General features: G+C 73.5%; 2 protein-coding genes. Both read left to right on the top strand.

The window, feature by feature from the left end:
• Positions 1-22: 22 nt before the first annotated feature.
• A complete protein-coding gene (locus OG299_RS11470; RefSeq protein WP_327361439.1) occupies positions 23-15,736 on the top strand; it encodes a type I polyketide synthase in 15,714 nt (5,237 codons plus the stop codon).
• Positions 15,737-15,742: 6 nt separating this feature from the next.
• Positions 15,743-26,530: a type I polyketide synthase gene (locus tag OG299_RS11465; protein ID WP_442817505.1), complete on the top strand. Its 10,788-nt coding sequence runs from the start codon at positions 15,743-15,745 to the stop codon at positions 26,528-26,530.
• Positions 26,531-26,544 lie beyond the last annotated feature (14 nt).

Genomic DNA, 26,544 nt, shown 5'->3' with positions numbered 1-26,544 from the left:
CTCCGAAAGGACCTGCGGCACAGTGCGCACCGATCTCGTCAAGCCACTTCCTGTCGCACTCCTGGAGAACGCGACCCGTTTCCCCCGCAAGGTGGCCTTCCAGGACGACCGACGGGCGGTCACCTACGGCGAACTGGAGGCGCGCACGCGCCGGCTCGCCGGACATCTGGCGGACCTGGGTGTCCGGCGCGGGGACCGGGTGGCCATCTGCCTCGGCAACTCGGTTTCCACCGTGGAGAGTTACCTCGCGATCGTCCGCGTCGGCGGCGTCGGGGTGCCGCTCAACCCGGCCTCGGCCCTTGCCGAGCTGGAGTACCTGCTGTCCGACAGCGGGGCCACGGTGGTCATCACCGATTCCGTTCAGGCGGAGAGGTTTCGCCGCTCACCTGCCGTGGCGTCCGACATCACGCTGCTGGTGACCGGCGACGTCCCGGCGGGGACGGGAGCCCACTCGTACGACGAACTCGCCGTCCGCGAGCCGGCCGTGCCCGCCAGGGACGACCTCGGCCTCGACGATGTGGCCTGGATGTTCTACACCTCCGGGACGACCGGCCGGCCCAAGGGCGTCCTGTCGACGCAGCGCAACTGCCTGTGGTCCGTGGCCTCTTGCTACGTGCCGATTCCGGGACTGACGGACCAGGACCGGGTGCTCTGGCCCCTCCCGCTGTTCCACAGCCTCTCGCACATCGCGTGCGTCCTGTCCGTCACCGTGGTCGGCGCCACCGCCCGGATCATGGACGGCAGTTCCGCCGAGGACGTGATCAGGGCACTGCGCGAGGACGATTCGACGTTCCTGGCCGGTGTCCCCACCACGTACCACCACCTGGTGACGGCCGCCCAGCAGAACGGTTTCTCCGCACCCGACCTGCGGATCGGCCTGGTCGGCGGAGCGGTCACCGGATCCCGGCTGCGCCGCGACTTCGAGGAGATCTTCGGCGTCCCGCTGGTCGACGCCTACGGCAGCACCGAGACGTGCGGGGCCATCACCATCAACCCGCCGGACGGCGCCCGGGTCGACGGCTCCTGCGGCCTGCCCGTGCCGGGCGTCGGCGTCCGCATCGTCCACCCCACCACCGGGCTCGACGTACCCGTCGGGCAGGAGGGTGAGGTGTGGGTCAGCGGACCGAACGTCATGGTCGGCTACCACAACAGCCCGGAGGCGACCGCCGCGGCGATGCAGGACGGCTGGTACCGGACCGGAGACCTGGCCCGGCGTGACGAGGCCGGCTACTTCACCATCTGCGGCCGGATCAAGGAGCTCGTCATCCGCGGCGGGGAGAACATCCACCCCGAGGAGATCGAGGCGGTCCTGCGCACCGTCGAGGGCGTCGCCGACGCGGCGGTGGCCGGCGTACCGCACGAGACGCTCGGGGAGGTTCCGGTCGCGTACGTGGTCCCCGGCCCCTCCGGCTTCGACACCGCGACGGTCATCGACCGGTGCCGCGAGCAGCTCTCCGCCTACAAGGTGCCGGAGCAGGTCCACGAGGTCGACGCCATCCCCCGGACCGCATCGGGCAAGATCAAGCGCCGCCTGCTGGCCGATCAGCCGAGCCGGCTGCGGTACGAGGCGATCGGCCACCGCGACGCACTGCTGGGCAGCAGCCCCGACGCGACCGTCGCGGCCGCCCTGCGTGAGCGGCTGTCCGGTCTGGACGAGCGCGCGCAGCTGGCACTGCTGGAGGACCTGGTCCGTACACAGGCCGCCGTCGTGCTGCAGAAGCCGGGACCGGATTCCATCCCGTCCGACCGTGCTTTCCGCGACCTGGGCTTCACCTCGATGGCCATCGTCGCCTTGCGCAACCGGCTGGTGGAGAGCACCGGGCTGCCGCTGCCCACCACCGCCGTCTTCGACCACCCCACTCCGGTGGCGCTGGCAGGCTGCATACGGGCCGAGGTCCTCGGGATCACCGGGCCGGCGACCGAGTCGCTCATGGCCGCCGACCCCGACGAACCGCTCGCGATCGTGGGCATGGCCTGCCGTCTGCCGGGTGGCGTGGCGGGGCCGGAAGACCTGTGGCGCCTGGTGTCCGAGGGCCGGGACGCCCTGTCGTCCTTCCCCGAGGACCGCGGCTGGGACCTGGAGGGCCTGTTCGACCCGGACCCCGAGCGTGCGGGTACCTCGTACACGGATCAGGGCGGTTTCCTGCACGAGGCGGGGCTGTTCGACGCGGGGTTCTTCGGGATCTCGCCGCGTGAGGCGCTGGCGATGGACCCGCAGCAGCGGCTGCTGCTGGAGGCTTCGTGGGAGGCGCTGGAGCGGGCGGGCATCGACCCGGTCTCGCTGAAGGGCGCCGACGTCGGCGTGTTCTCCGGGCTGTTCGGCCAGGGATACGGGACCGGCGCCGCCGCGGTGGCACCGGAGCTGGAAGGCTTCGCTACCACGGGCTCGGCGACGAGTGTCGCGTCGGGCCGCGTGTCGTACGTGCTCGGCCTCGAGGGGCCGGCGGTCACGGTGGACACGGCGTGCTCGTCCTCGCTGGTGGCGATGCACCTGGCCGCGCAGGCGCTGCGGCAGGGCGAGTGCTCGATGGCGCTCGCCGGCGGCGTTTCGGTCATGGCGACCCCCGACCACTTCGTGGAGTTCTCCCGGCAGCGGGCCCTTGCCGCCGACGGCCGGTGCAAGGCGTTCTCCTCGTCGGCCGACGGAACCGGCTGGGCCGAGGGCGTCGGCGTGGTCGTATTGGAGCGGCTGTCGGTGGCGCGGGAGCGCGGGCACCGGGTGCTGGCGGTGCTGCGCGGCAGTGCGGTCAACCAGGACGGCGCCTCGAACGGTCTGACGGCGCCGAACGGGCTGTCGCAGCAGCGGGTGATCCGCAAGGCGCTGGCCGCCGCCGGACTGGTCTCGGCGGATGTGGACGCGGTGGAGGCGCACGGGACCGGTACGGCCCTGGGCGACCCGATCGAGGCGCAGGCACTGCTGGCCACGTACGGACAGGGCCGGGGCGCGGAGCAGCCGCTGTGGCTGGGCTCGTTGAAGTCGAACATCGGTCACACGCAGGCCGCTGCGGGCGTGGCCGGTGTGATCAAGATGGTGCAGGCACTGCGGCACGGGGTGCTGCCGGCGACCCTGCACGTGGATGCGCCCACCCCCCAGGTCGACTGGTCCGCGGGTGCGGTGGAGCTGCTGACCGAGGCGCGGGAGTGGCCGCGCAGCGGCCGGCCGCGCCGCGCCGGTGTGTCCTCGTTCGGTGTGAGCGGCACGAACGCGCACCTGATCCTGGAGGAAGCGCCCGCGGAAGAGACGCAGGAGCGGCTCGCGCCTGCGGGTGTGGTGCCGTTGGTGGTGTCGGCACGGAGCCCCCGTGCGCTTGAGGGCCAGGCCGGGCGGCTCGCGGCATTCGTCGAGGGCGCCGATGAGGTGTCCCTGGCGGAGGTGGCCGGGGCGCTGGTGTCGGGCCGCGCGGTGCTGGGCGAGCGTGCGGTCGTGGTGGCCGGCTCGGACGAGGAGGCGCTGGCCGGTCTGCAGGCGCTGGCGCGCGGTGAGAGCGCGCCCGGTCTGGTGACCGGTTCGGGCACGCCCGGCAAGGTCGTGTGGGTCTTCCCCGGGCAGGGCTCCCAGTGGGTGGGCATGGGCCGTGAACTCCTCGACTCCTCGCCCGTCTTCGCGGAGCGGATTGCCGAGTGCGCTGCCGCGCTGGAGCCGTGGATCGACTGGTCGCTGACCGAGGTGCTGCGCGGCGAGACCGAGCCCGAGTTCCTGAACCGGGTCGACGTCCTGCAGCCGGCGAGCTTCGCGGTGATGGTCGCTCTGGCCGCCGTGTGGTCGTCGGTGGGTGTGGAGCCGGACGCGGTGCTCGGTCACTCGCAGGGTGAGATAGCCGCGGCGTGTGTGGCGGGTGCGCTGTCGCTGGAGGATGCGGCGCGCGTCGTGGCGCTGCGCAGCCAGGCGATTGCCGAGGACCTGGCGGGCCGTGGCGGTATGGCTTCGGTGGCGCTGAGCGCGGACGAGGCGCTCGTACGGATTGAGCCGTGGGCGGACCGGGTCGAGGTGGCCGCGGTCAACGGGCCGTCCTCCGTGGTGATCGCGGGTGATGCCGAGGCGTTGGACGAGGCGCTGGAAGCGCTGTCCGGTGCGGGCGTCCGGGTGCGTCGGGTCGCGGTGGACTACGCCTCGCACACCCGGCACGTCGAAGCGATCCGCGACACCCTCGCCGAAACGCTGGCCGGGATCACCGCGCAGGCCCCGAAGGTGCCGTTCTACTCCACCGTTACGGGCACGTGGGTGCAGGACGCCGACGTCCTCGACGGCGCGTACTGGTACCGGAACCTGCGCGGCCAGGTGGGCTTCGGCCCGGCCGTGGCCGAGCTGCTGGCGCAGGGCCACAAGGTGTTCGTCGAGGTCAGCGCCCATCCCGTACTGGTCCAGCCGATCACCGAGGCCGTCGATGCCGGCCACGCCGATGCGGTGGTGACCGGGTCGCTGCGCCGCGAGGACGGTGGCCCGCGACGGCTGCTCGCCTCGATGGCCGAGCTGTTCGTCCGCGGTGTGGCCGTGGACTGGAGCGGAGTCCTGCCGGCCGGGGCCACCTCCGCCCGCATCGACCTGCCGACGTACGCCTTCGAGCACGAGCACTACTGGCTCGAGGCGGCCGCTTCCGCGACCGACGCCGCCTCCCTGGGACTCGCCGGGGCCGGTCACCCGCTGCTGGGCGCGGTCGTCGGCATGCCGAACTCGGTCGGCCTCATGGCCACGTCGAGCTGGTCGCTCCGGTCGCAGCCCTGGCTCGTGGACCACCAGGTGTCCGATGCCGTCGTGGTGCCGAACGCCGCCCTGGTCGAGTTGTCCATCCGGCTCGGCGACCTGGCCGACGCTCCCGTCCTCGACGTACTGACCGTCGATGTGCCGGTGGTGCTGCCGCAGCGGGGCAGCCGCAGCATCCAGGCCATGGTCGGCGAGCCCGATGGGGCGGGACGGCGGTCGGTGGAGATCTTCTCCCGCGCCGCGGACGCCCCGCTGGACGCGCAGTGGACGCGGCACGCGCACGGCGCGCTGGCTCCCGCCGGCGCCACCGTGGCTCCGACGAACGACGGGCCCGTCACCGAAGTCGCCCTGGACGGCCACGCTCTCCGCGACGCGGGCCGTTACGGGGTGCACCCCGCGCTGCTGGACGCCGCCGTCCGTACGGTCGTCCCCGACGGCATGCTCCCGTCCGTGTGGACCGGGGTGTCCCTGCTGGCTTCCGGCGCCGCCGCTCTGCAGGTGCGCTCGGGCGGGACGTCGACCGAGGGAACCGGTCTGCGGCTGACCGACCCCACGGGGCAGCCCGTCATGACCGTCGAGGCGGTACGCGCAACTCCGTTCTCCCCCGAACAGGCGGGGATCGTCGGCGCGTTGCCGCACGACGCCCTGTTCCGCGTCGAGTGGACGGAGTGCGCGCTTCCCGCCCAGGACCGCTCCCTCGACATCGTGACCGTCGCGACCGGCGAGGACGTCGCCGCCTCGGCCGGCTCGGCCACGTCGGTTCCCGACGTCCTGCTGTACGAGGCCGAGGCCGTGAGCGCGGCGGCCGACCCCCGCGCGTCGGTCAACGCGGCGCTGGCCGTACTCCAGGCCTGGCTCGCGGAACCCGCCCTGGCGGAAACCCGGCTGGCCGTGGTCACCGGGGACTGCGCCGAACCCGACGCGGCCGCGGTGTGGGGTCTGGTCCGCTCGGCGCAGTCGGAGCACCCGGACCGGATCGTCCTGGCGGACCTCGACGACGTCTCCCGGTCCGCTCTGGCGGCCGTCGTACTGAGCGGCGAACCGCAGCTGAGGGTGCGGGAGGGCGTGGCGGAGGCCCCCCGGCTGGTCCGCGTGCCCGTCGCGCAGGACCGGTCGCCGTCCGAAGCCGGGCCGCACCCGCGGCCGCTGGACACCGAGGGCACCGTACTGATCACCGGCGGCACCGGGACGCTGGGTGCGATGACCGCACGGCACCTGGTCACCGCGTACGGCATCCGTCACCTGGTCCTGGCCGGCCGCCGCGGCCATGCCCCGGAGCTCCACGACGAGCTGACCGCGATGGGGGCGTCCGTCACCATCGCCGCCTGCGACACGGCGGACCGGGCCCAGCTCGAGGCCCTCCTGCGGGCGATACCGGCCGAGCACCCGCTCACCGCCGTCGTGCACTCCGCCGGTGTCCTGGACGACGGGGTCCTCACCGAGCTGACCCCGGAGCGGGTCGACACCGTACTGCGGCCCAAGGCGGACGCGGCGCTGCACCTGCACGAGCTCACCCGGGACCTGGACCTCGCCGCGTTCGTGCTGTTCTCCTCGGCGGCGGGCGTACTGGGCAACCCCGGGCAGGCCAACTACGCCGCAGCCAACGCCTACCTGGACGCGCTGGCGCACCGGCGCCGCGGCCTCGGTCTGCCGGCCGTCTCCCTCGCCTGGGGCTACTGGGCGACGGTCAGCGGCATGACCGAGCACCTGGGCGCCGCAGACCTGCGCCGCAACCGGCGCATCGGCATGAGCGGGCTCTCCGCGAGCGAGGGAATGGCCCTGCTGGACGCCGCCCTGGCCGGCGGCGCGGGCACCGCCGACACGCTGGTGGCGGCGAAGTTCGACGTGTCCGCCCTGCGGGCGGCCGCGGCCGAGGCTCCGGTCCCGCCGCTGCTGCGGGGCCTGGCCCCGTCGCCGCGACCGGTGGCCCGGGCCGCCGCTCCGTCCGGGCCCGAGTCGCTGAAGGAGCGCCTCGCCGCTCTGGGCGATGCCGAGCAGACCGGGGCGCTGCTCGAACTGGTCCGGCGGCACGCCGCCGAGGTGCTCGGACACACCACTGCCGAGGCCGTCCATGCGACCAGGACCTTCAAGGAAGCCGGATTCGACTCGCTGACCGCGGTGGAGCTGCGGAACCGGCTGGCCGCCGCGACCGGGCTGACCCTCTCCCCGGCGATGATCTTCGACTATCCGAAGCCGACGGCGCTCGCCGAGCGCCTGCGCACCAAGCTCTTCGGCGGTACGTCGCACCGTCCGGCCGAGCCCGCGGCGCCCGCCGGGACGACCGACGAGCCGATCGCGATCGTGGCGATGGCCTGCCGCTTCCCGGCCGGGGTGCACAGCCCGGAGGACCTGTGGCGGGTCGTGGCCGACGGGGTCGACGTCGTCACCGAGTTCCCCGGCGACCGCGGCTGGGACACCGAGCGGGTCTTCAACGCCGATCCCGACCACGCCGGCACCACTTACGTGCGCCACGGCGCGTTCCTCGACGACGCCGCCGGGTTCGACGCCGCGTTCTTCGGCATCTCGCCGAACGAGGCGCTGGCGATGGACCCGCAGCAGCGACTGCTGCTCGAGACGTCGTGGGAGGCCTTCGAACGGGCCGCGATCGACCCGACCACGCTGGCCGGGGAGGACGTCGGCGTCTTCGTCGGGGTCAACAGCCACGACTACAGCGTGCGGATGCACCAGGCGTCCGGTGTCGAGGGATTCCGCCTCACCGGCGGCTCGGGCAGCGTCACCTCCGGCCGTATCGCCTACCACTTCGGCTTCGAGGGCCCCGCCCTCACGGTCGACACGGCGTGCTCCTCCTCCCTGGTGGCACTGCACCTCGCGGCGCAGGCACTGAACCGCGGCGAGTGCTCCATGGCGCTGGCCGGCGGCGTGATGGTGATGGGCACCGTGGAGACCTTCGTCGAGTTCTCCCGGCAGCGCGGACTGGCCCCCGACGGCCGGTGCAAGGCGTTCGCCGACGGCGCGGACGGCACCGGCTGGTCCGAGGGCGCGGGGCTGCTGCTCGTGGAGCGGCTGTCGGACGCCCGTCGCCGGGGCCACCAGGTACTGGCCGTGGTCCGCGGGTCCGCGGTGAACCAGGACGGCGCCTCGAACGGTCTGACGGCCCCGAACGGTCCGGCGCAGCAGCGGGTGATCCGCAAGGCCCTGGCCCATGCCGGTCTCGGCACCTCGGACGTGGACGCCGTGGAGGCGCACGGCACGGGTACGACGCTCGGCGACCCGATCGAGGCGGACGCGCTCCTGGCGACCTACGGCCAGGACCGGGAGGCCGACCGGCCGCTGTGGCTCGGGTCCGTGAAGTCGAACATCGGGCACACCCAGGGGGCGGCAGGCGTCGCAGGCGTGATCAAGATGGTCATGGCCATGCGGCACGGCGTCCTCCCCAGGACACTGCACGTGGACCGTCCCTCGTCCCACGTCGACTGGTCCGCGGGCGCCGTGGAACTGCTGACCGAGGCCCGCGACTGGCCGCGCAGCGGCCGGCCCCGCCGGGCCGGCGTGTCCTCCTTCGGCATCGGCGGCACCAACGCGCACGTCGTCATCGAAGAGGCCCCCGATCAGCCGCCGGCTCCCGCGCCGGAGCCCGGACCGGAGCCGGCCGGCGTCCTGGTACCGGTGCCCGTCTCGGCGCGGACGCCGGCCGGGCTGCGCGGCCAGGCCGACCGGCTCGCCCGGTTCTTCGACGCCCGGCCCGACGTACGCTTGACCGACGCCGCCCACGCGCTCGCCACCACGCGTGCCCAACTCGACCACCGTGCTGTCGTCCTGGCGTCCGACAGGGAGCGGCTCTCTGCCGACCTGAGCGCCTTCGGGCGTGGTGAAGCGAGCCCCGCCGTCGTCTCCGGCACCCCCACCACGGGCAAACTGGCCGTCCTCTTCACCGGTCAGGGCAGCCAGTGGGCCGGCATGGGCCGCGAACTCGCGCAGACCTACCCGGTCTTCCGCGAGGCCTTCGCCGCCGCCTGCGCCGCCGTGGAAGAGCACCTGGACGAGCACGCGGCGCGCCCGCTGCGCGACGTGGTGTTCGCCGCGCCGGGATCGCCCGACAGCGAACTGCTCGACCAGACCATGTACACGCAGGGCGCCCTGTTCGCCCTGGAGACCGCGCTGTTCCGGCTCTTCGAGTCCTGGGGGGTGCGACCGGATCTCGTCGCAGGCCACTCGATCGGAGAGATCACGGCCGCGCACGTCTCCGGAGTGCTGGGACTGGCCGAAGCGGGCCGACTGATCGCCGCGCGCGGCCGGTTGATGCAGTCCCTGCCCGAAGGCGGTGCGATGGTCGCCGTCCAGGCGACCGAGGCCGACGTCGCCCCCCTGCTGGCCCGGGCCCGCGGTGTGGTCTGCGTCGCGGCGGTGAACAGCCCCGACTCGCTCGTGCTCTCCGGCGCCGAGGACGCCGTGCTCGCCGTCGCCGACGAACTGGCCGGCCGCGGCCACAAGACGCGCAGGCTGCCGGTCAGCCACGCCTTCCACTCCCCGCTCATGGAGCCCGTGCTCGACGAGTTCCGCACGGTCCTGGAGGGCCTGTCGTACGGGCCGGGCGCTCTTCCCGTCGTCTCCACCCTGACCGGCGAACCCGTCCGGGACGGGCAGCTCTGCACCCCCGAGTACTGGGTCGACGAGGCGCGGAACGCGGTGCGGTTCAGCGATGCCGTCGTCGCGCTGAGCGACCTCGGAGCGACGACGTTCCTCGAACTGGGCCCCGGAGGGATCCTCGCCGCGATGGCGCTCGGCTCGCTCGGCGGCCGCGAACAGAGCTGCATCGCCACCCTGCGCAAGGACGGCGCGGAGCCCGCCGGCGTCCTGACCGCCCTCGCGGAACTGCACGTACGCGGTGTGGCCGTGGACTGGGCGGCCGTCCTCGGGCGGCCCGCCACGGCGGCCGGGGCCGAGCTGCCCACGTACGCGTTCCAGCACCAGCGGTACTGGGTCGAAGCCGACGAGACCGCGAAGGGCGGCGCCGAGGCGCTCGGCACCGCCGGCGCCGGGCACCCGCTGCTCTCCGCCGTCGTCGAGATGCCGGGCGACGGCGGCGGGACCGGTCTCGTACTGACCGGGCGGCTGTCGCCGCGAAGCCGCGGCTGGCTCCCCGGCGCGACGGAGAACGACGGCGCCACCAGGGTTCCGGCCGCCGCGCTCCTGGAGATGATCGTCAGGGCCGGCAACGAGGTGGGCTGCGGAAGCCTCGAACAGGTCGTCGTCGAGGCGCCTTTGACGGTGCCGGAGCACGGCCACACCCAGGTGCGGGTGTCGGTGGACGGCCCGGGCCCCGACGGGCGCCGCCGGGCCGCCGTCCACGGCCGGACCCTCGACCCGGAACAAGGTCCCTGGACGTGCCATGCACGCGCCGTACTGGTCCCCGGAATGCCGCAGTCGGCGTTCGACCTGCGGGACTGGCCGCTGCCGGCGGACGGTGACGCACTCCTCCCGGGGGCGCACCGTGCGTGGCAGCACGACGGGCAGACCTACGCGGAGATCGCTCTCCCGGACGAACTGACCGACGAAGCCGCCGAGTTCACCCTGCACCCGGTGCTCCTCGACGCCGCACTGCGCGTCCTGGACGCCCGTACCACCGCGGACCTGTCCGGCTGCGCCGGCTTGGCCGTGTACGCGGAAGGCGCCGCCTCGCTGCGGCTGCGGATCACGCCGGCGCCGGACGGCGGCCACCTGCTGGAGCTCGCGGACCCGGCCGGCGAACCGGTGGCGGTCCTCGGCCCGTTGACCCTGGGCACCCTGCCCGGAGACGGCGCCGAGCAGCCGCTGACGAAGGCCGAGCGGGGCGCCTGCGCCGCCGAAGCGCACACGCCTTCCGGAGCCCTCACGCGGCGCGTGGTGTCGCGGAGCGAAGGGGCCGGCGATGCGCTCGCGAGCCGGCTGGCCGGGCTGTCGGCCGCGGAGCAGCAGCGTGCGGTGATGGACCTGGTCCAGCAGAGCACCGCGTTCGTGCTCGGCCACCGCGCGTCGGACGGGTTCGACGAGGAGCAGTCCTTCAAGAGCCTCGGATTCGACTCCCTCAGCGCGGTCAAACTCTGCAACCGCCTGCGCGACTCCACCGGGGTGGACCTGCCCAGCACGCTCGTCTTCGACTATCCGACGCTCACCCTGCTCGCGGCCCACCTGCGCGGCGAACTGCTCGGTGAGCAGGCAGCGGTGCCCACCCCGGCCACGGCGGCCGCCGTCTCCGACGAGCCGATCGCGATCGTCGCCATGAGCAGCCGGCTGCCGGGCGGGGCGGACAGCCCCGAGGAGCTGTGGAAGCTCGTGGTGGAGCAGCGGGACGCGGTGTCCGGCTTCCCGCTCGACCGCGGCTGGGACCTCGAGGGGCTCTACCACCCGGACCCGGCCCACCCGGGTACCAGCTACACCCGCTCGGGCGGATTCCTCCACGAGGCCGCGCAGTTCGACGCCGGCCTCTTCGGGATCTCCCCGCGTGAGGCCCTGGCGATGGACCCGCAGCAGCGCCTGCTGCTGGAGACCTCCTGGGAGGCGCTGGAGCGGGCGGGCATCGACCCGCAGTCCGCCAAGGGCAGTGACATCGGCGTCTTCACCGGAATCGTCCACCACGACTACGTGACCCGGCTCCACCAGGTGCCCGAGGACGTCCAGGGCTACCTCATGACCGGTACGGCGGCGAGTGTGGCCTCGGGCCGCGTGTCGTACGTGTTCGGCTTCGAGGGTCCCGCGGTCACGGTGGACACGGCGTGTTCCTCGTCGCTCGTGGCCATCCACCTGGCCGCACAGTCGCTGCGGCAGGGCGAGTGCTCGATGGCGCTCGCCGGCGGCGCGACGGTCATGGCCAGTCCGGACGCCTTCATGGAGTTCTCGCGGCAGCGCGGCCTGTCCGCCGACGGCCGGTGCAAGGCGTTCTCCTCGGCGGCGGACGGAACCGGCTGGGCCGAGGGCGTCGGCGTGGTCGTATTGGAGCGGCTGTCGGTGGCGCGTGAGCGCGGGCACCGGGTGCTGGCGGTGCTGCGCGGCAGCGCCGTCAACCAGGACGGTGCGTCCAACGGCCTGACCGCGCCGAACGGTCCCTCGCAGCAGCGGGTGATCCGCAGGGCGCTGGACACGGCGGGGCTCACTCCGGCGGACGTCGACGTCGTCGAGGCGCACGGGACCGGTACGGCCCTGGGCGACCCGATCGAGGCGCAGGCACTGCTCGCCACGTACGGGCGGGACCGGGATCCGCAGCAGCCGCTGTGGCTGGGCTCGTTGAAGTCGAACATCGGCCATGCGCAGGCGGCCGCCGGTGTGGCCGGTGTGATCAAGATGGTCATGGCCATGCAGCACGGCGTCATGCCCGCCACGCTCCATGTGGACGAGCCCACGCCTCAGGTGGACTGGTCCGCGGGTGCGGTGGAGCTGCTGACCGAGGCCCGGGAATGGACCCGCAACGGCCATCCGCGCCGGGCCGCGGTCTCCTCGTTCGGGGCCAGCGGGACGAATGCGCACCTCATCCTGGAGGAAGCGCCCGCGGAAGAGACGCAGGAGCGGCTCGCGCCTGCAGGTGTGGTGCCGCTGGTGGTGTCGGCGCGGAGCGCCGGTTCCCTGGCCGGTCAGGCCGGGCGGCTGGCGGCGTTCGTCGAGGGCGCCGATGAGGGGTCCCTGGCAGGAGTGGCCGGGGCGCTGGTCTCGGGCCGCGCGGTGCTGGGCGAGCGTGCGGTCGTGGTGGCCGGCTCGGACGAGGAGGCGCTGGCAGGACTGCAGGCGCTGGCTCGGGGCGAGAGCGCGCCCGGTGTGGTGTCCGGCAGTGCCGGTTCGGGCAAGCCGGGCAAGCTCGTGTGGGTGTTCCCCGGTCAGGGCTCGCAGTGGGCGGGCATGGGCCGGGAACTGCTCGACTCCTCGCCGGTGTTCGCGGAGCGGATCGCGCAGTGCGCTGCCGCGCTGGAGCCGTGGATCGACTGGTCGCTGACCGAGGTGCTGCGCGGCGAGACCGAGCCCGAGCTCATGGAACGGGTCGACGTCCTGCAGCCGGCCAGCTTCGCCGTGATGGTGGGCCTGGCGGCCGTGTGGAGCTCCGCAGGAGTGGAGCCGGACGCCGTGCTCGGCCACTCCCAGGGCGAGATCGCCGCTGCCTGCGTCGCGGGGGCCCTGTCCCTCGACGATGCGGCACGCGTGGTGGCACTGCGCAGCCAGGTCATCGCGAAGGAGCTGGCGGGCCGCGGCGGTATGGCCTCGGTCGCGCTGAGCGCGGACGCGGCGGTTGCGTGGCTGGAGCCGTGGGCGGACCGGGTCGAGGTGGCCGCGGTCAACGGCCCGACCTCCGTGGTGATCGCCGGCGACGCCGAGGCGCTGGACGAGGTACTGGAAGCGCTGGCGGGTCAGGGTGTCCGGGTGCGTCGGGTCGCGGTGGACTACGCCTCGCACACCCGGCACGTGGAGGACGTTCGCGACACGCTCGCCGAAGCCCTGGCCGGGATCGACGCGCAGGCCCCGAAGGTGCCGTTCTACTCCACCGCGACCGGCGGTTGGGTGGCGGACGCCGGCGTCCTCGACGGCGCGTACTGGTACCGCAACCTGCGCGGCCAGGTCGGCTTCGGCCCGGCCGTGGCCGACCTGATGGGTCAGGGCCACGGGGTGTTCGTGGAGGTCAGCGCCCACCCGGTGCTGGTCCAGCCGATCACCGAGACCGCTGACGACACCGGGACCGATGCGGTCGTGGCGGGTTCGCTGCGCCGCGAGGACGGCGGCCTGCGACGGCTGCTGGCCTCGATGGCCGAGCTGTTCGTCCGCGGTGTGGCCGTGGACTGGAGCGGTCTGCTGCCCGCCGGGGCCGGGTCCGTACGCGTGGACCTGCCGACGTACGCCTTCGAGCACCAGCACTACTGGCTCCAGGAGGCGGAAGCGGCCGCCGGCGCCGCCGGCGATGCGGCCGAAGGCGCGGACTCCGACTTCTGGGCCGCGATCGAGCGGGCCGATCTGGACTCCCTCGGCGAGCTGCTGGAGATGGTGTCGACCGACCAGCGCAGCGCCCTGGACACCGTCGTCCCCGTACTGGCGGAATGGCGGGGCAAGCGCCGCGAGCGGTCGACGGCGGAGAAGCTGCGCTACCACGTCACCTGGCAGCCGCTCGAGCGCGAAGCCGCCGGCGTACCCGGTGGCCGCTGGCTGGTCGTCGTACCGTCCGCACGTCCTGACGGCAGCGCGACCGACGCCCTCCTGGAGGAGCTGGCCGGTCTCGGACTCGGCACCGTCCTGCTGGAGATCGGTGAGCCCGACCGTACGCGGGAGGGGCTCGCCAAGCGGCTGACCGGCGTCCTGGCCGAACACGACCTGACCGGCGTGCTGTCCCTGCTGGCCCTGGACGAGCGGACGGGCAGCGGTCTGCAGGACCCGACCGCGGTCACGGCGTCGACGCTCGCGCTGATCCAGGCCCTCGGCGACAACAACGCCACCCAGCCGCTGTGGTGCCTGACCAAGGGCGCGGTGAACATCGGCATCCACGACACCCTCACCTCACCGGTGCAGGCGTCGCTGTGGGGCCTCGGCCGCGCCGCCGCGCTGGAACGCCTCGACCGGTGGGGCGGTCTGGTCGACCTGCCTGCCGTGAGCGACCCGCGTACGGCCCGGTACCTGCTCGGAGTGCTGAACTCCGCTGCCGACGAGGACCAGCTCGCGGTCCGGCGATCGGGTGTGTACACCCGGCGCCTGGTGCGCAAGCCCGTCCCGGAGTCCACCGGCGACGCCGGCTGGCAGCCCCGGGGCACGGTCCTGGTGACCGGCGGCGCCGAGGGACTCGGCAAGCACGTCGCGGTGTGGCTCGCGCAGGCCGGCGTCGACCGGCTCGTCGTCACCACGACCGCGCAGGCATCCGGCGGGAGCGTGTCGGACCTGCGGGCCGAACTGGCCGGACTGGGCGTCGCCACCACGGTGGAGTCGTGCGAGGACTCCGACCGGGACGCGATCGCGCAGCTGGTCTCCCAGGCGGCCGCCGAGCAGCCGGTCACGGCCGTGGTGCACGCCGCCGACGTGACGCAGACCAGCTCCATCGACGACACCGGGGTGCAGGACCTCGCCGGGGTGTTCGCGGCCAAGGTGGACACCGCGGTGTGGCTGGACGAGCTGTTCGAGGACGCTCCGCTCGACGCGTTCGTCGTCTTCTCCTCGATCGCGGGCGTGTGGGGCGGCGGCGGCCAGGGTCCGTCCGGAGCGGCCAACGCCGTCCTCGACGCCCTGATCGAGTGGCGCCGCGCCCGTGGGCTGAGGGCGACGTCGATCGCCTGGGGAGCCCTCGACCAGATCGGCGTGGGCATGGACGAGGCCGCCCTCGCCCAGCTCAGGCGCCGCGGCGTCCTTCCCGTGGCCCCCGGGCTCGCGGTCACCGCGATGGTGCAGGCGGTACAGGGCAACGAGAAGTTCGTGGCCGTGGCCGACATGGACTGGGGGGCCTTCATCCCCGCGTTCACCTCGGTCCGCACCAGCCCCCTGTTCGCCGACCTGCCCGAGGCGAAGAAGGCCCTCCAGGCCCTGCAGGGCGACGGCGAGAACAGCGACGCCGCCACGTCCCTCGCGGACTCCCTGCGGGCGGTCTCGGACACCGAGCAGGACCGCATCCTGCTCCGGCTGGTCCGTGGCCACGCCTCGACGGTCCTCGGCCACACCGGCGCGGAGGGCATCGGCCCGCGCCAGGCGTTCCAGGAGGTCGGCTTCGACTCGCTGGCCGCCGTCAACCTCCGCAACAGCCTGAACGCGGCCACCGGACTGCGCCTGCCCGCAACCCTGATTTTCGACTACCCCACCCCGGAGGCGCTGGTCGGATACCTGCGCTCCGAACTTCTCCGGGAGACCGACGACGGCCCGGACGAGCGGGAGGACGAGCTCAGGCAGGTCCTGGCGTCCGTGCCGTTCGCCCGGTTCAAGGAAGCCGGGGTACTGGACACCCTCCTCGGCCTCGCCGAGGCCGACACGGACGCGGACGCGGACGCGCCGGAAGTGGAGCCGTCGGCGGCCGCCGCCGACGTGGAACTGATCGACGCCATGGACGTTGCCGATCTGGTGCAGCGGGCCCTGGGCAAGACGAGCTGATCGCCTGTGAACGAATCGTGGAGGATGGATATGTCGGCGCCCGACCAGCAGGTCGTCGAGGCACTGCGTGCCTCGCTGAAGGAGAACGCCCGGCTTCAGCAGGAGAACAGCACACTCGTCGCGGCAGCCGCGGAGCCCATCGCGATCGTGTCCATGGCCTGCCGGTACGCCGGCGGGATCCGCGGGCCGGAGGACTTCTGGCGGGTGGTGTCCGAGGGCGCCGACGTGTACAGCACGTTCCCCGAGGACCGCGGCTGGGACGTGGAGGGCCTCTACCACCCGGACCCCGACAACCCCGGTACGACGTACGTGCGCGAAGGCGCCTTCCTGCGCGACGCGGCGCAGTTCGACGCCGGGTTCTTCGGCATCTCGCCGCGTGAGGCCCTGGCGATGGACCCCCAGCAGCGACAGCTGCTCGAGGTGTCCTGGGAGACCTTCGAGCGGGCCGGCATCGACCCCCACTCGGTACGCGGCAGCGACATCGGCGTCTTCGCCGGAATCGTGCACCAGGACTACGCGCCCGACCTCAGCGGCTTCGAGGGCTACCTCAGCCTGGAGCGCGCGCTGGGCACGGCGGGCGGCGTCGCCTCCGGGCGGGTCGCCTACACCCTCGGGCTCGAGGGCCCCGCGGTGACGGTCGACACCATGTGCTCCTCCTCGCTGGTCGCGATCCACCTCGCCGCACAGGCGCTGCGCCGGGGCGAGTGCTCCATGGCGCTCGCGGGCGGCTCGACGGTCATGGCGACGCCGGGCGGGTTCGTCGGGTTCTCGCGTCAGCGCGCACTCGCCTTCGACGGGCGCTGCAAGTCCTACGCCGCCGGCGCCGACGGCTCCGGCTGGGCCGAGGGCGTGGGCGTGGTGCTGCTGGAGCGGCTCTCGGTGGCGCAGGAGCGCGGGCACCAGGTACTGGCCGTGATCCGCGGCAGTGCCGTGAACCAGGACGGTGCGTCCAACGGCCTGACCGCGCCGAACGGTCCCTCGCAGCAGCGGGTGATCCGCAAGGCGCTCGACAGCGCCGGGCTCTCCCCGTCCGACGTGGACGCGGTGGAGGGCCACGGCACGGGCACGGTGCTGGGCGACCCGATCGAGGCGCAGGCGCTGCTGGCCACGTACGGGCAGGGCCGCGACCCGGAACAGCCGCTGTGGCTCGGCTCGGTCAAGTCCGTCATCGGGCACACGCAGGCGGCGTCCGGCGTGGCCGCCGTGATCAACATGGTCCAGGCGCTGCGGCACCGTACGCTCCCGGCCACCCTGCACGTGGACGCGCCCACCCCGCAGGTGGACTGGTCCGCGGGCGCGGTCGAGCTGCTGACCGAGGCGCGGGAGTGGCCGCAGAACGGCCACCCGCGCCGCGCCGGTGTTTCCGCGTTCGGGGCCAGCGGCACGAACGCGCACATGATCCTGGAGGAGGCGCCGCAGGAGGCCGCGGAGCCCGTCACGGACGAGGCCCGGCCTGCCGGTGCGGTGCCGCTCGTGGTGTCGGCGGGGACCGCAGGCTCGCTGGCGGCCCAGGCCGGGCAGCTCGCGGAATACCTCGACGGCGCCGACGAGGTGCCGCTGGCGGACGTGGCCCGAGCACTGGTGTCGGGCCGCGCGGTGCTGGGCGAGCGTGCGGTGGTCGTGGCCGACTCCGCCGACGAGGCGCTGGCCGGTCTGCAGGCGCTGGCGCGCGGTGAGAGCGCGCCCGGTCTGGTGACCGGTGCGGGCACGCCCGGCAAGGTCGTCTGGGTCTTCCCCGGCCAGGGCTCCCAGTGGGTGGGCATGGGCCGTGAACTCCTCGACTCCTCGCCGGTGTTCGCCGAGCGGATCGCGCAGTGCGCTGCCGCGCTGGAGCGGTGGGTGGACTGGTCGCTGCTGGACGTGCTGCGCGGCGAGACCGAGCCCGAGCTCCTGCAGCGGGTCGATGTGGTGCAGCCGGCCAGCTTCGCCGTGATGGTGGGCCTGGCCGCGGTGTGGTCGTCGGTGGGTGTGGAGCCGGACGCGGTGCTCGGTCACTCGCAGGGTGAGATAGCCGCGGCGTGTGTCGCGGGTGCGCTCTCGCTGGAGGACGCGGCGCGCGTCGTGGCGCTGCGCAGCCAGGCGATTGCCAAGGACCTGGCCGGGCGCGGCGGTATGGCTTCCGTCGCGCTGAACGTGGACGAGGCCGTCGCGCGGCTGGAGCCGTGGGCGGACCGGGTCGAGGTGGCCGCCGTCAACGGCCCGACCTCCGTGGTGATCGCGGGTGACGCCGAGGCGCTGGACGAGGCGCTGGACGCACTCGACGACCAGGGCGTCCGGATACGCCGGGTGGCCGTGGACTACGCGTCCCACACCCGGCACGTGGAGGCCATCCGCGAGACGCTGGCCGAAGCACTGGCCGGTGTCACCGCGCAGGCCCCGACGGTGCCGTTCTACTCCACCGTCACGGGCACGTGGGTGGAGGACGCCGACGTCCTGGACGGCGCGTACTGGTACCGCAATCTGCGCGGACAGGTGGGCTTCGGCCCGGCCGTGGCCGACCTGCTCACGCAGGGCCACGGCGTGTTCGTCGAGGTCAGCGCCCACCCGGTGCTGGTCCAGCCGATCACCGAGACCATCGACAAGGCCGACACCGACACCGACGTGGTGGTGACCGGCTCGCTGCGCCGCGAGGACGGTGGCCTGCGCCGGCTGTTCGCCTCGCTGGCCGAGCTGTTCGTCCGCGGTGTGGCCGTGGACTGGGCCGAGGTGCTGCCCGCCGGAGCCGCCTCCGCCCGCATCGACCTGCCGACGTACGCCTTCGACCACCAGCACTACTGGATCCAGATGGGCGGGTCGGCCACGGACGCGGCCTCGCTGGGACTGACCGGGGCCGATCACCCGCTGCTGGGCGCGGTGGTGCAGCTGCCGCAGTCCGACGGACTGGTCTTCACCTCGCGGCTCTCGCTGCGGACGCACCCCTGGCTGGCCGGTCACGCGATCGGCGGCGTGGTGATCATCCCCGGCACGATGTACGTCGACCTCGCGGTCCGGGCCGGCGACGAGTTCGGCTACGGCGTCCTGGAAGAACTCGTGATCGAGTCACCGCTGGTGCTCCCCGAGCAGGGCGGCGTGCGGTTGCAGGTCGCGGTCGGCGGACCGGGCGAAACCGGCTCGCGCACGGTGGACGTGTACTCGCAGCGCGAGGACGCCGCCGGCGACGGCGGCGCGAACGAATGGACGCGGCACGCCACTGGGCTCCTGGCGGCGTCGTCGGCGTCGTCGGTGAAACGGGGAACGGGACAGGAATACGACTTCGCCGCGTGGCCGCCCCCGGGCGCCGAGCCGGTCGAGGTCGGGACCTTCTACACCGACCTGCTCGAGCGCGGCTACGCGTACGGTCCGGCGTTCCAGGGCCTGCGGGCGGTGTGGCGGCGCGGTGACGAGGTCTTCGCGGAGGCCGTCCTGCCCGAGGAGCAGCGGGAGGAAGCCGGCAAGTTCGGCATGCACCCGGCGCTGCTGGATGCGGCCCTCCACACGAACGCGTTCGCCAACCCGGACGACGACCGCCAGGTGCTGCCGTTCGCGTGGAACGGGCTGGTGCTGCATGCCGTGGGTGCCTCGGCACTGCGGGTGAGGGTCGCCCCGTGCGGGCCGGACGCGCTGTCGTTCCAGGCCGCCGACGAGACCGGCGACCTGGTCCTGACGATGGACTCGCTGGTGTCCCTGCCCGTATCCACCGACCAGTTGGGCGCCGCGGCAGGCGACGAGAGCCGCGACTCGCTGTTCGGGGTGGAGTGGACCGAGCTGTCTGCGGCTCAGGGTGGGGAGCCGGCGCCGTCGTGGGTGGCCGTTTCCGGCGCCGACGACGTCGTGGCTCTGGCCGGGAGCGCCGCCGTCCCGGCGGTGGCGGTCCTGCAGGCCGTGGCCGGCGCCGACGGCGAGGACGCGGTACTGGAGTCGACCTCCCGGGTGCTGGAGGTCGTCCAGGCGTGGCTGGCCGGGACCGGGCTGGAGGAGTCGAGCCTGGTCGTGGTGACCCGGGGCGCCGTCCCCGCCGGCGACGGTACGGTGACCGACCCGGCCGGATCGGCCGTGTGGGGTCTGGTGCGCGCCGCGCAGGCCGAGAACCCCGACCGGATCATTCTGATCGACACCGACCCGGCCTCCGGCGACGGAGCCGGAGCCGTGCTGGGCGCGGTGCTGGCCAGCGGCGAACCGCAGGTCGCGGTGCGCGGAACGGCCCTCTGCGTCCCCCGGCTCGTCCGGGCCGGCGGCGAGGTCCCGGACGAGCCCGCGGTGTTCGGGGCCGAAGGGACCGTCCTGGTCACGGGTGGCACCGGCGCCCTGGGCGGTCTGGTGGCCCGGCACCTGGTCACCCGGCACGGGGTGCGGCACCTGCTGCTGGCCGGCCGTCGGGGTCCGGCTGCCGAGGGTGTGCAGGAGCTGGTCGCCGAGCTCACCGAGCTGGGCGCTGCGGTGTCGGTGGCGGCCTGTGACGTGTCCGACCGCGGCCAGGTCGAGGCCCTGCTGGCTTCGGTGCCGGCCGAGCACCGCCTGACCGGTGTCGTGCACATGGCCGGTGTGCTGGACGACGGCGTGATCGCGACGCTGACCCCGGAGCGGCTCGCGACGGTGTTCGCGCCCAAGGTGGACGCGGTACGGCACCTGGATGAGCTGACCCGCGGCCTGGACCTCGACGCGTTCATCGTGTTCTCGTCCGCCGCCTCGCTCATGGGGTCGGCAGGCCAGGGCAACTACGCGGCGGCGAACGCCTTCCTCGACGGGCTGATGGCCGGCCGTCGGGCGGCGGGCCTGCCCGCACTGTCGCTGGCCTGGGGCCTGTGGGAGCAGAGCAACGGCCTGACCGCTCACCTCAGCGCCGTCGACCAGGCCCGTATGAGCCGTGGCGGCGTGCTGGCGATGACGCCGGCCGAGGGCCTGCACATCCTTGACGTCGGCCTGCACACGGACCAGGCGCTGCTGGTGCCGATCAAGCTGGACCTGAAGGCCATGCGAAGCCAGGCCGCAGCCGGCGGGGGAGTCCCGCATCTCCTGCGCGGCCTGGTTCGCGCGAGCCGGCGCGTGGCGCGGGCGGCTGCCGGGGACAGCAGCGGACTGGTCCGCAGGCTCGCCGGGCTGTCGCCCGCCGAGCAGGAGAGCATCCTGCTGACCGTCGTCCAGGCCGAGTCGGGCAACGTACTCGGCTTCAGCGGCCCCGAACTGGCGCAGGGCACCCGCGGGTTCAGCGACATCGGGTTCGACTCGCTGACCGCGGTCGAGCTGCGGAACCGGCTGAGCGCGGCGACCGGCGTGAAGCTGCCCGCCACGCTGATCTTCGACTACCCCACCCCGGTCGCGCTCGCCCGCCACCTGCGCGAGGAGCTCGGCGACGCGGCGGCCGGCACCCCTGCCTCGGCTGCGGCCGTCGTCGCGGATCCGGACGAGCCGATCGCGATCGTCGGGATGGCGTGCCGGCTGCCGGGCGGTGTCGCGGACCCCGACGGCCTGTGGCAGCTGGTGGCCGAGGGCCGTGAGGGCATGTCGTCGTTCCCCGACGACCGCGGCTGGGACCTGGACGGTCTGCACGACCCGGACTCCGACCGTACGGGCACCTCGTCCGCCGGCCAGGGCGGATTCCTGCACGAGGCCGCGCAGTTCGACGCCGCGTTCTTCGGCATCTCGCCCAACGAGGCGCTGGCGATGGACCCGCAGCAGCGGCTGCTGCTGGAGGCCTCCTGGGAGGCGCTGGAGCGGGCGGGCATCGACCCGAGCACGGCACAGGGCAGCAACATCGGCGTCTTCTCCGGTGTCTCCATCCACGACTACGTCGAGTCCCTGACGAACATGCCCGCGGAGCTCGAAGGCTTCGTCACGACCGCCACGGCGGGCAGTGTGGCCTCGGGCCGCGTGTCGTACGCCTTCGGTTTCGAGGGCCCCGCGGTCACGGTGGACACGGCCTGCTCCTCGTCCCTGGTGGCGATGCACCTGGCCGCGCAGGCACTGCGCCAGGGCGAGTGCTCCATGGCGCTCGCCGGCGGTGTCGCCGTGATGGGATCGCCGATCGGAATCCTCGGCATGTCGCGCCAGCGGGGCATGGCCGCCGACGGCCGGTGCAAGGCGTACGCGGACGGCGCGGACGGCACGGTGCTGTCCGAGGGCGTCGGCCTGGTGGTGCTCGAGCGGCTGTCGGTGGCGCGTGAGCGCGGGCACCGGGTGCTGGCGGTGCTGCGCGGCAGTGCGGTCAACCAGGACGGTGCGTCGAACGGTCTGACCGCGCCGAACGGTCCCTCGCAGCAGCGGGTGATCCGCAAGGCCCTGGCCAGCGCCGGACTCACCGCGTCCGACGTGGACGTCGTGGAGGGCCACGGCACGGGAACGGCCCTGGGTGACCCGATCGAGGCGCAGGCGCTCCTGGCGACGTACGGGCGGGACCGGGACCCGGAGCAGCCGCTGTGGCTGGGCTCGTTGAAGTCCAACATCGGTCATACGCAGGCGGCTGCCGGTGTGGCCGGCGTGATCAAGATGGTGCAGGCGCTGCGCCACGGCGTCATGCCGCCCACGCTGCACGTGCACGAGCCTTCACATCAGGTGGACTGGTCTGCTGGTGCCATCGAGCTGCTGACGGAGTCGCGGGAGTGGCCGCGCAACGGTCATCCGCGTCGGGTCGGTGTGTCCTCGTTCGGCATCAGCGGGACGAATGCGCACCTGATCCTGGAGGAGGCGCCCGCGGAGACGGCCGAGACCGTCGCGCAAGCGCCGGCGCCCGCCGGTGTGGTGCCGCTCGTGGTGTCGGCGCGGAGCGCCGGTTCGCTTGCGGGCCAGGCGGGTCGGCTGGCGGCGTTCGTCGAGGGCGCCGATGGGGTGTCGACGGCGGATGTGGCCGGGGCGTTGGTGTCGGGCCGTACGGTCTTCGGTGAGCGTGCGGTGGTGGTCGCGGGTTCGGCCGATGAGGCGCTGACCGGGCTGCAGGCGCTGGCGCGCGGTGAGGATGCGGCCGGTGTGGTGTCCGGGAGTGCGACTGCTTCGGGCAAGGTCGTGTGGGTGTTCCCGGGTCAGGGCTCGCAGTGGGCGGGTATGGGCCGTGAACTCCTGGACTCTTCCCCGGTGTTCGCGGAGCGGATCGCTGAGTGTGCTGCCGCGCTGGAGCCGTGGATCGACTGGTCGCTGATCGACGTACTGCGCGGCGAAGGCGACCCTGAGCTCATCGAGCGGGTGGACGTCCTGCAGCCGGCGAGCTTCGCCGTGATGGTGGGCCTGGCGGCGGTGTGGGAGTCGGTCGGGGTCAAGCCCGATGCGGTGCTCGGCCACTCGCAGGGCGAGATCGCCGCGGCTTGCGTGGCGGGTGCGCTCTCGCTGGAGGACGCGGCCCGTGTGGTGACGCTGCGCAGCCAGGCGATTGCCAAGGAGCTTGCGGGGCGCGGTGGTATGGCTTCGGTCGCGCTGAGCGCGGACGAGGCGCTCGTACGGATTGAGCCGTGGGCGGATCGGGTCGAGGTGGCCGCGGTCAACGGCCCGTCGTCGGTGGTGATCGCCGGTGACGCCGAGGCACTGGACGAGGCACTGGAAGCGCTGACGGGCGAGGGCGTGCGGGTGCGTCGGGTCGCGGTGGACTACGCCTCGCACACCCGGCACGTGGAAGCCATCCGCGACACCCTCGCCGAAACCCTGGCCGGGATCGACGCCCAGGCCCCGACGGTGCCGTTCTACTCCACCGTCGCCGGCGGCTGGGTGGTGGACGCCGGGGTCCTGGACGGCGACTACTGGTACCGGAACCTGCGCGGCCAGGTGGGCTTCGGCCCGGCCGTGGCCGACCTGCTCGACCAGGGGCACGGGGTGTTCGTGGAGGTCAGTGCCCACCCGGTGCTGGTCCAGCCGGTCAGCGAGATCGTCGACGGCACGGACACCGATGCGGTGGTGACCGGGTCGCTGCGCCGCGAGGACGGTGGCCCGCGACGGCTGCTGGCCTCGATGGCCGAGCTGTTCGTACGCGGCGTGGCCGTCGATTGGAGCGGTGTGCTGCCGCAGACGGCGCCGTCCCGGCGCGTGGACCTGCCGACGTACGCCTTCGACCACCAGCACTACTGGCTCCAGACGGCCGGGTCGGCCACGGACGCTGCGTCGCTGGGCCAGACGACGGCCGATCACCCGCTGCTGGGCGCGGTGGTGCAGCTGCCGCAGTCGGACGGGCTTGTCTTCACTTCGCGGCTGTCGCTGAAGTCGCAGCCCTGGCTGGCCGATCACACGATCGCCGGCGTGGTGCTCCTTCCGGGCACCGGCATGGTGGAGCTCGCGGTGCGGGCCGGCGACGAGGCGGGCTGCGGGGTCCTGGACGAACTCGTCATCGAGGCACCGCTGGTGGTGCCCGAGCACGGCGGAGTCCGCGTCCAGGTCGCCGTCGGAGGACCGGGTGAGAACGCATCGCGGACCGTGGAGATCTACTCCCAGCGCGAGGACGCTGCCGGTGAGGGCGTGTGGACGCGGCACGCCACCGGTGTGCTGTCGGCATCGGCTCGGACGGGCGGCAGTGGCACCGGGTTCGACTTTGCCGCCTGGCCGCCGGCCGGCGCGCAGCCGGTCGAGGTCGGGGACTTCTACTCCGGCTTGGGCGAGCGCGGCTACGGCTACGGTCCGGCGTTCCAGGGCGTACGGGCGGTCTGGCGGCGCGGCGACGAGGTCTTCGCCGAGGTCGCCCTGCCCGAGGGGCAGCGCAAGGACGCCGGCAGGTTCGGCATCCACCCCGCGCTGCTGGACGCGGCCCTGCACGCAGGGACGCCCGACGCCGCGGAGGCGGACGGACAGCTGCAGCCGCTCGACTGGAACGGGCTGCTGCTGCACGCCGCGGGCGCCTCGGCCCTGCGGGTACGGCTGGCGCCCTTCGGGCCGGACGCCCTGGCGGTCGAGGCTGCCGACGAGACCGGCGGCCTGGTCCTGACGCTGGACTCGCTGGTGTCCCGTCCGGTCTCCGCCGCGCAGTGGGAGACCGCGGGGGGCACGGCGCGTACCGACTCGCTGTTCCGGGTGGAGTGGACCGAGCTGTCCCAGGCCCAGGGTGCCGGGCTGTCGCCGTCGTGGCTGCCGGTGGCCGATGCCGACGATGTGGCGGCTTTCGCCGGGAGCGCAGATGCCCCGGCGGTGGCGGTCCTCGAGGCCGTCGGTGGTACCGGCGAGGGTGCGGTGCTGGATCTGACCTCCCGGGTGCTGGAGGTCGTCCAGGCGTGGCTGGCCGGGTCCGGGCTGGAGGAGTCGCGGCTGGTGGTCGTGACCCGGGGCGCGGTTCCCGCCGGCGACGGCGCGGTGACCGACCCGGCCGGGTCGGCGGTGTGGGGCCTGGTGCGTGCCGCCCAGGGCGAGAACCCCGACCGGATCGTCCTGTTGGACACCGACCCCGCTGCCGAAGGCGCCGCGGAGCTGGTGCTCGGTGCGGTGCTGGCCGGCGGGGAGCCGCAGGTCGCGGTCCGTGGGACGGTCCTCTCCGCCCCCCGGCTCGTCCGGGCGGGCGACGAGGCCCCGGATGCTCCCGTGGTGTTCGGGCCGGAGGGAACGGTCCTGGTCACGGGTGGCACCGGGTCGTTGGGTGGCCTCGTGGCCCGGCATCTGGTCTCCCGGCGCGGGGTGCGTCAGCTGCTGCTGGCCAGCCGTCGGGGTCCTGAGGCCGAAGGCGTGCAGGAACTGGTCGCCGAACTCACCGAACAGGGCGCTGCGGTGTCGGTCGTGGCCTGTGACGTGTCCGACCGCGGCCAGGTCGAGGCCCTGCTGGCATCGGTGCCGGCCGAGCACCGCCTGACCGGTGTCGTGCACACCGCCGGTGTGCTGGATGCCGGGGTGATCGAAACGCTGACCCCGGAGCGGCTGGCGAGGGTGTTCGCGCCCAAGGTGGACGCGGTACGGCACCTGGATGAGCTGACCCGCGGCCTGGACCTCGACGCGTTCGTCGTCTACTCCTCCGTCTCGGCCGTCTTCATGGGCGCGGGCAGTGGCAGTTACGCCGCGGCGAACGCCTACCTGGACGGGCTGATGGCCCACCGCAGGGCGGCAGGTGTGCCGGGTCTGTCGCTGGCCTGGGGCCTGTGGGACCAGACCTCCGGCATGGCGGCCAACACCGACGACCTCACCAGGAACCGGATGAACCGGCGTGGTGGTCTGCAGGCGATGCCGCTTGCAGAGGGCATGGAGCTGTTCGAAGCCGCTCTGGGGTCCGCACAGTCGCTGCTGGTGCCGGCCAAGCTGGACCTGCGCGGGGTGCGCGCCGACGCGGCCGCCGGTGGCGGCGTACCGCACATGCTCCGCAGCCTGGTCCGGGCGGGCCGTCAGCAGGCACAGGCGGCGGACACCGCCGACGAGGGCCGCAAGCTGTACGACCGGCTGGCCGCACTGACCGCCGCCGACCAGGCGAAGGTCCTCCTCGACCTGGTGCGGACCCAGGTGGCCGCCGTGCTCGGACACGCCGGTCCGGAGAGCGTGCGGACGGACATGGCGTTCAAGGACGCCGGCTTCGACTCGCTCACGTCGGTGGAATTGCGCAACCGGCTGCGTGAGGCGACCGGTCTGAAGCTTCCGGCCACGCTGGTCTTCGACTATCCGGCCCCGCAGGTCCTCGCCCGCCACCTGCACCAGGAATTGCTGCCGGCCGACGACGCAATTGAGATGGAAGTGGATGAGGAGCGACTGCGGAACGCACTCGTATCTCTCCCGCTGGCCCGGTTCCGGGAAGCAGGATTGATGGAAGCCCTGGTCAAGCTGGTCGCCCGTGGCGATGGCGAACCGGAGATCGGCGGGATCGACAACGCCGACGAGGAGAGGGCGATCGCCGAGCTGGACGTCGACGATCTCGTGCAACTGGCGCTCGGCGAATAAAAACCTTCGGAACC

The organism is Streptomyces sp. NBC_01296 (assembly GCF_035984415.1).
In the GTDB taxonomy this organism is placed as follows: domain Bacteria; phylum Actinomycetota; class Actinomycetes; order Streptomycetales; family Streptomycetaceae; genus Streptomyces.
The sequence above is the reverse complement of the archived record's forward strand: the minus strand, read 5'-3'. Positions and strand labels throughout refer to the sequence as shown.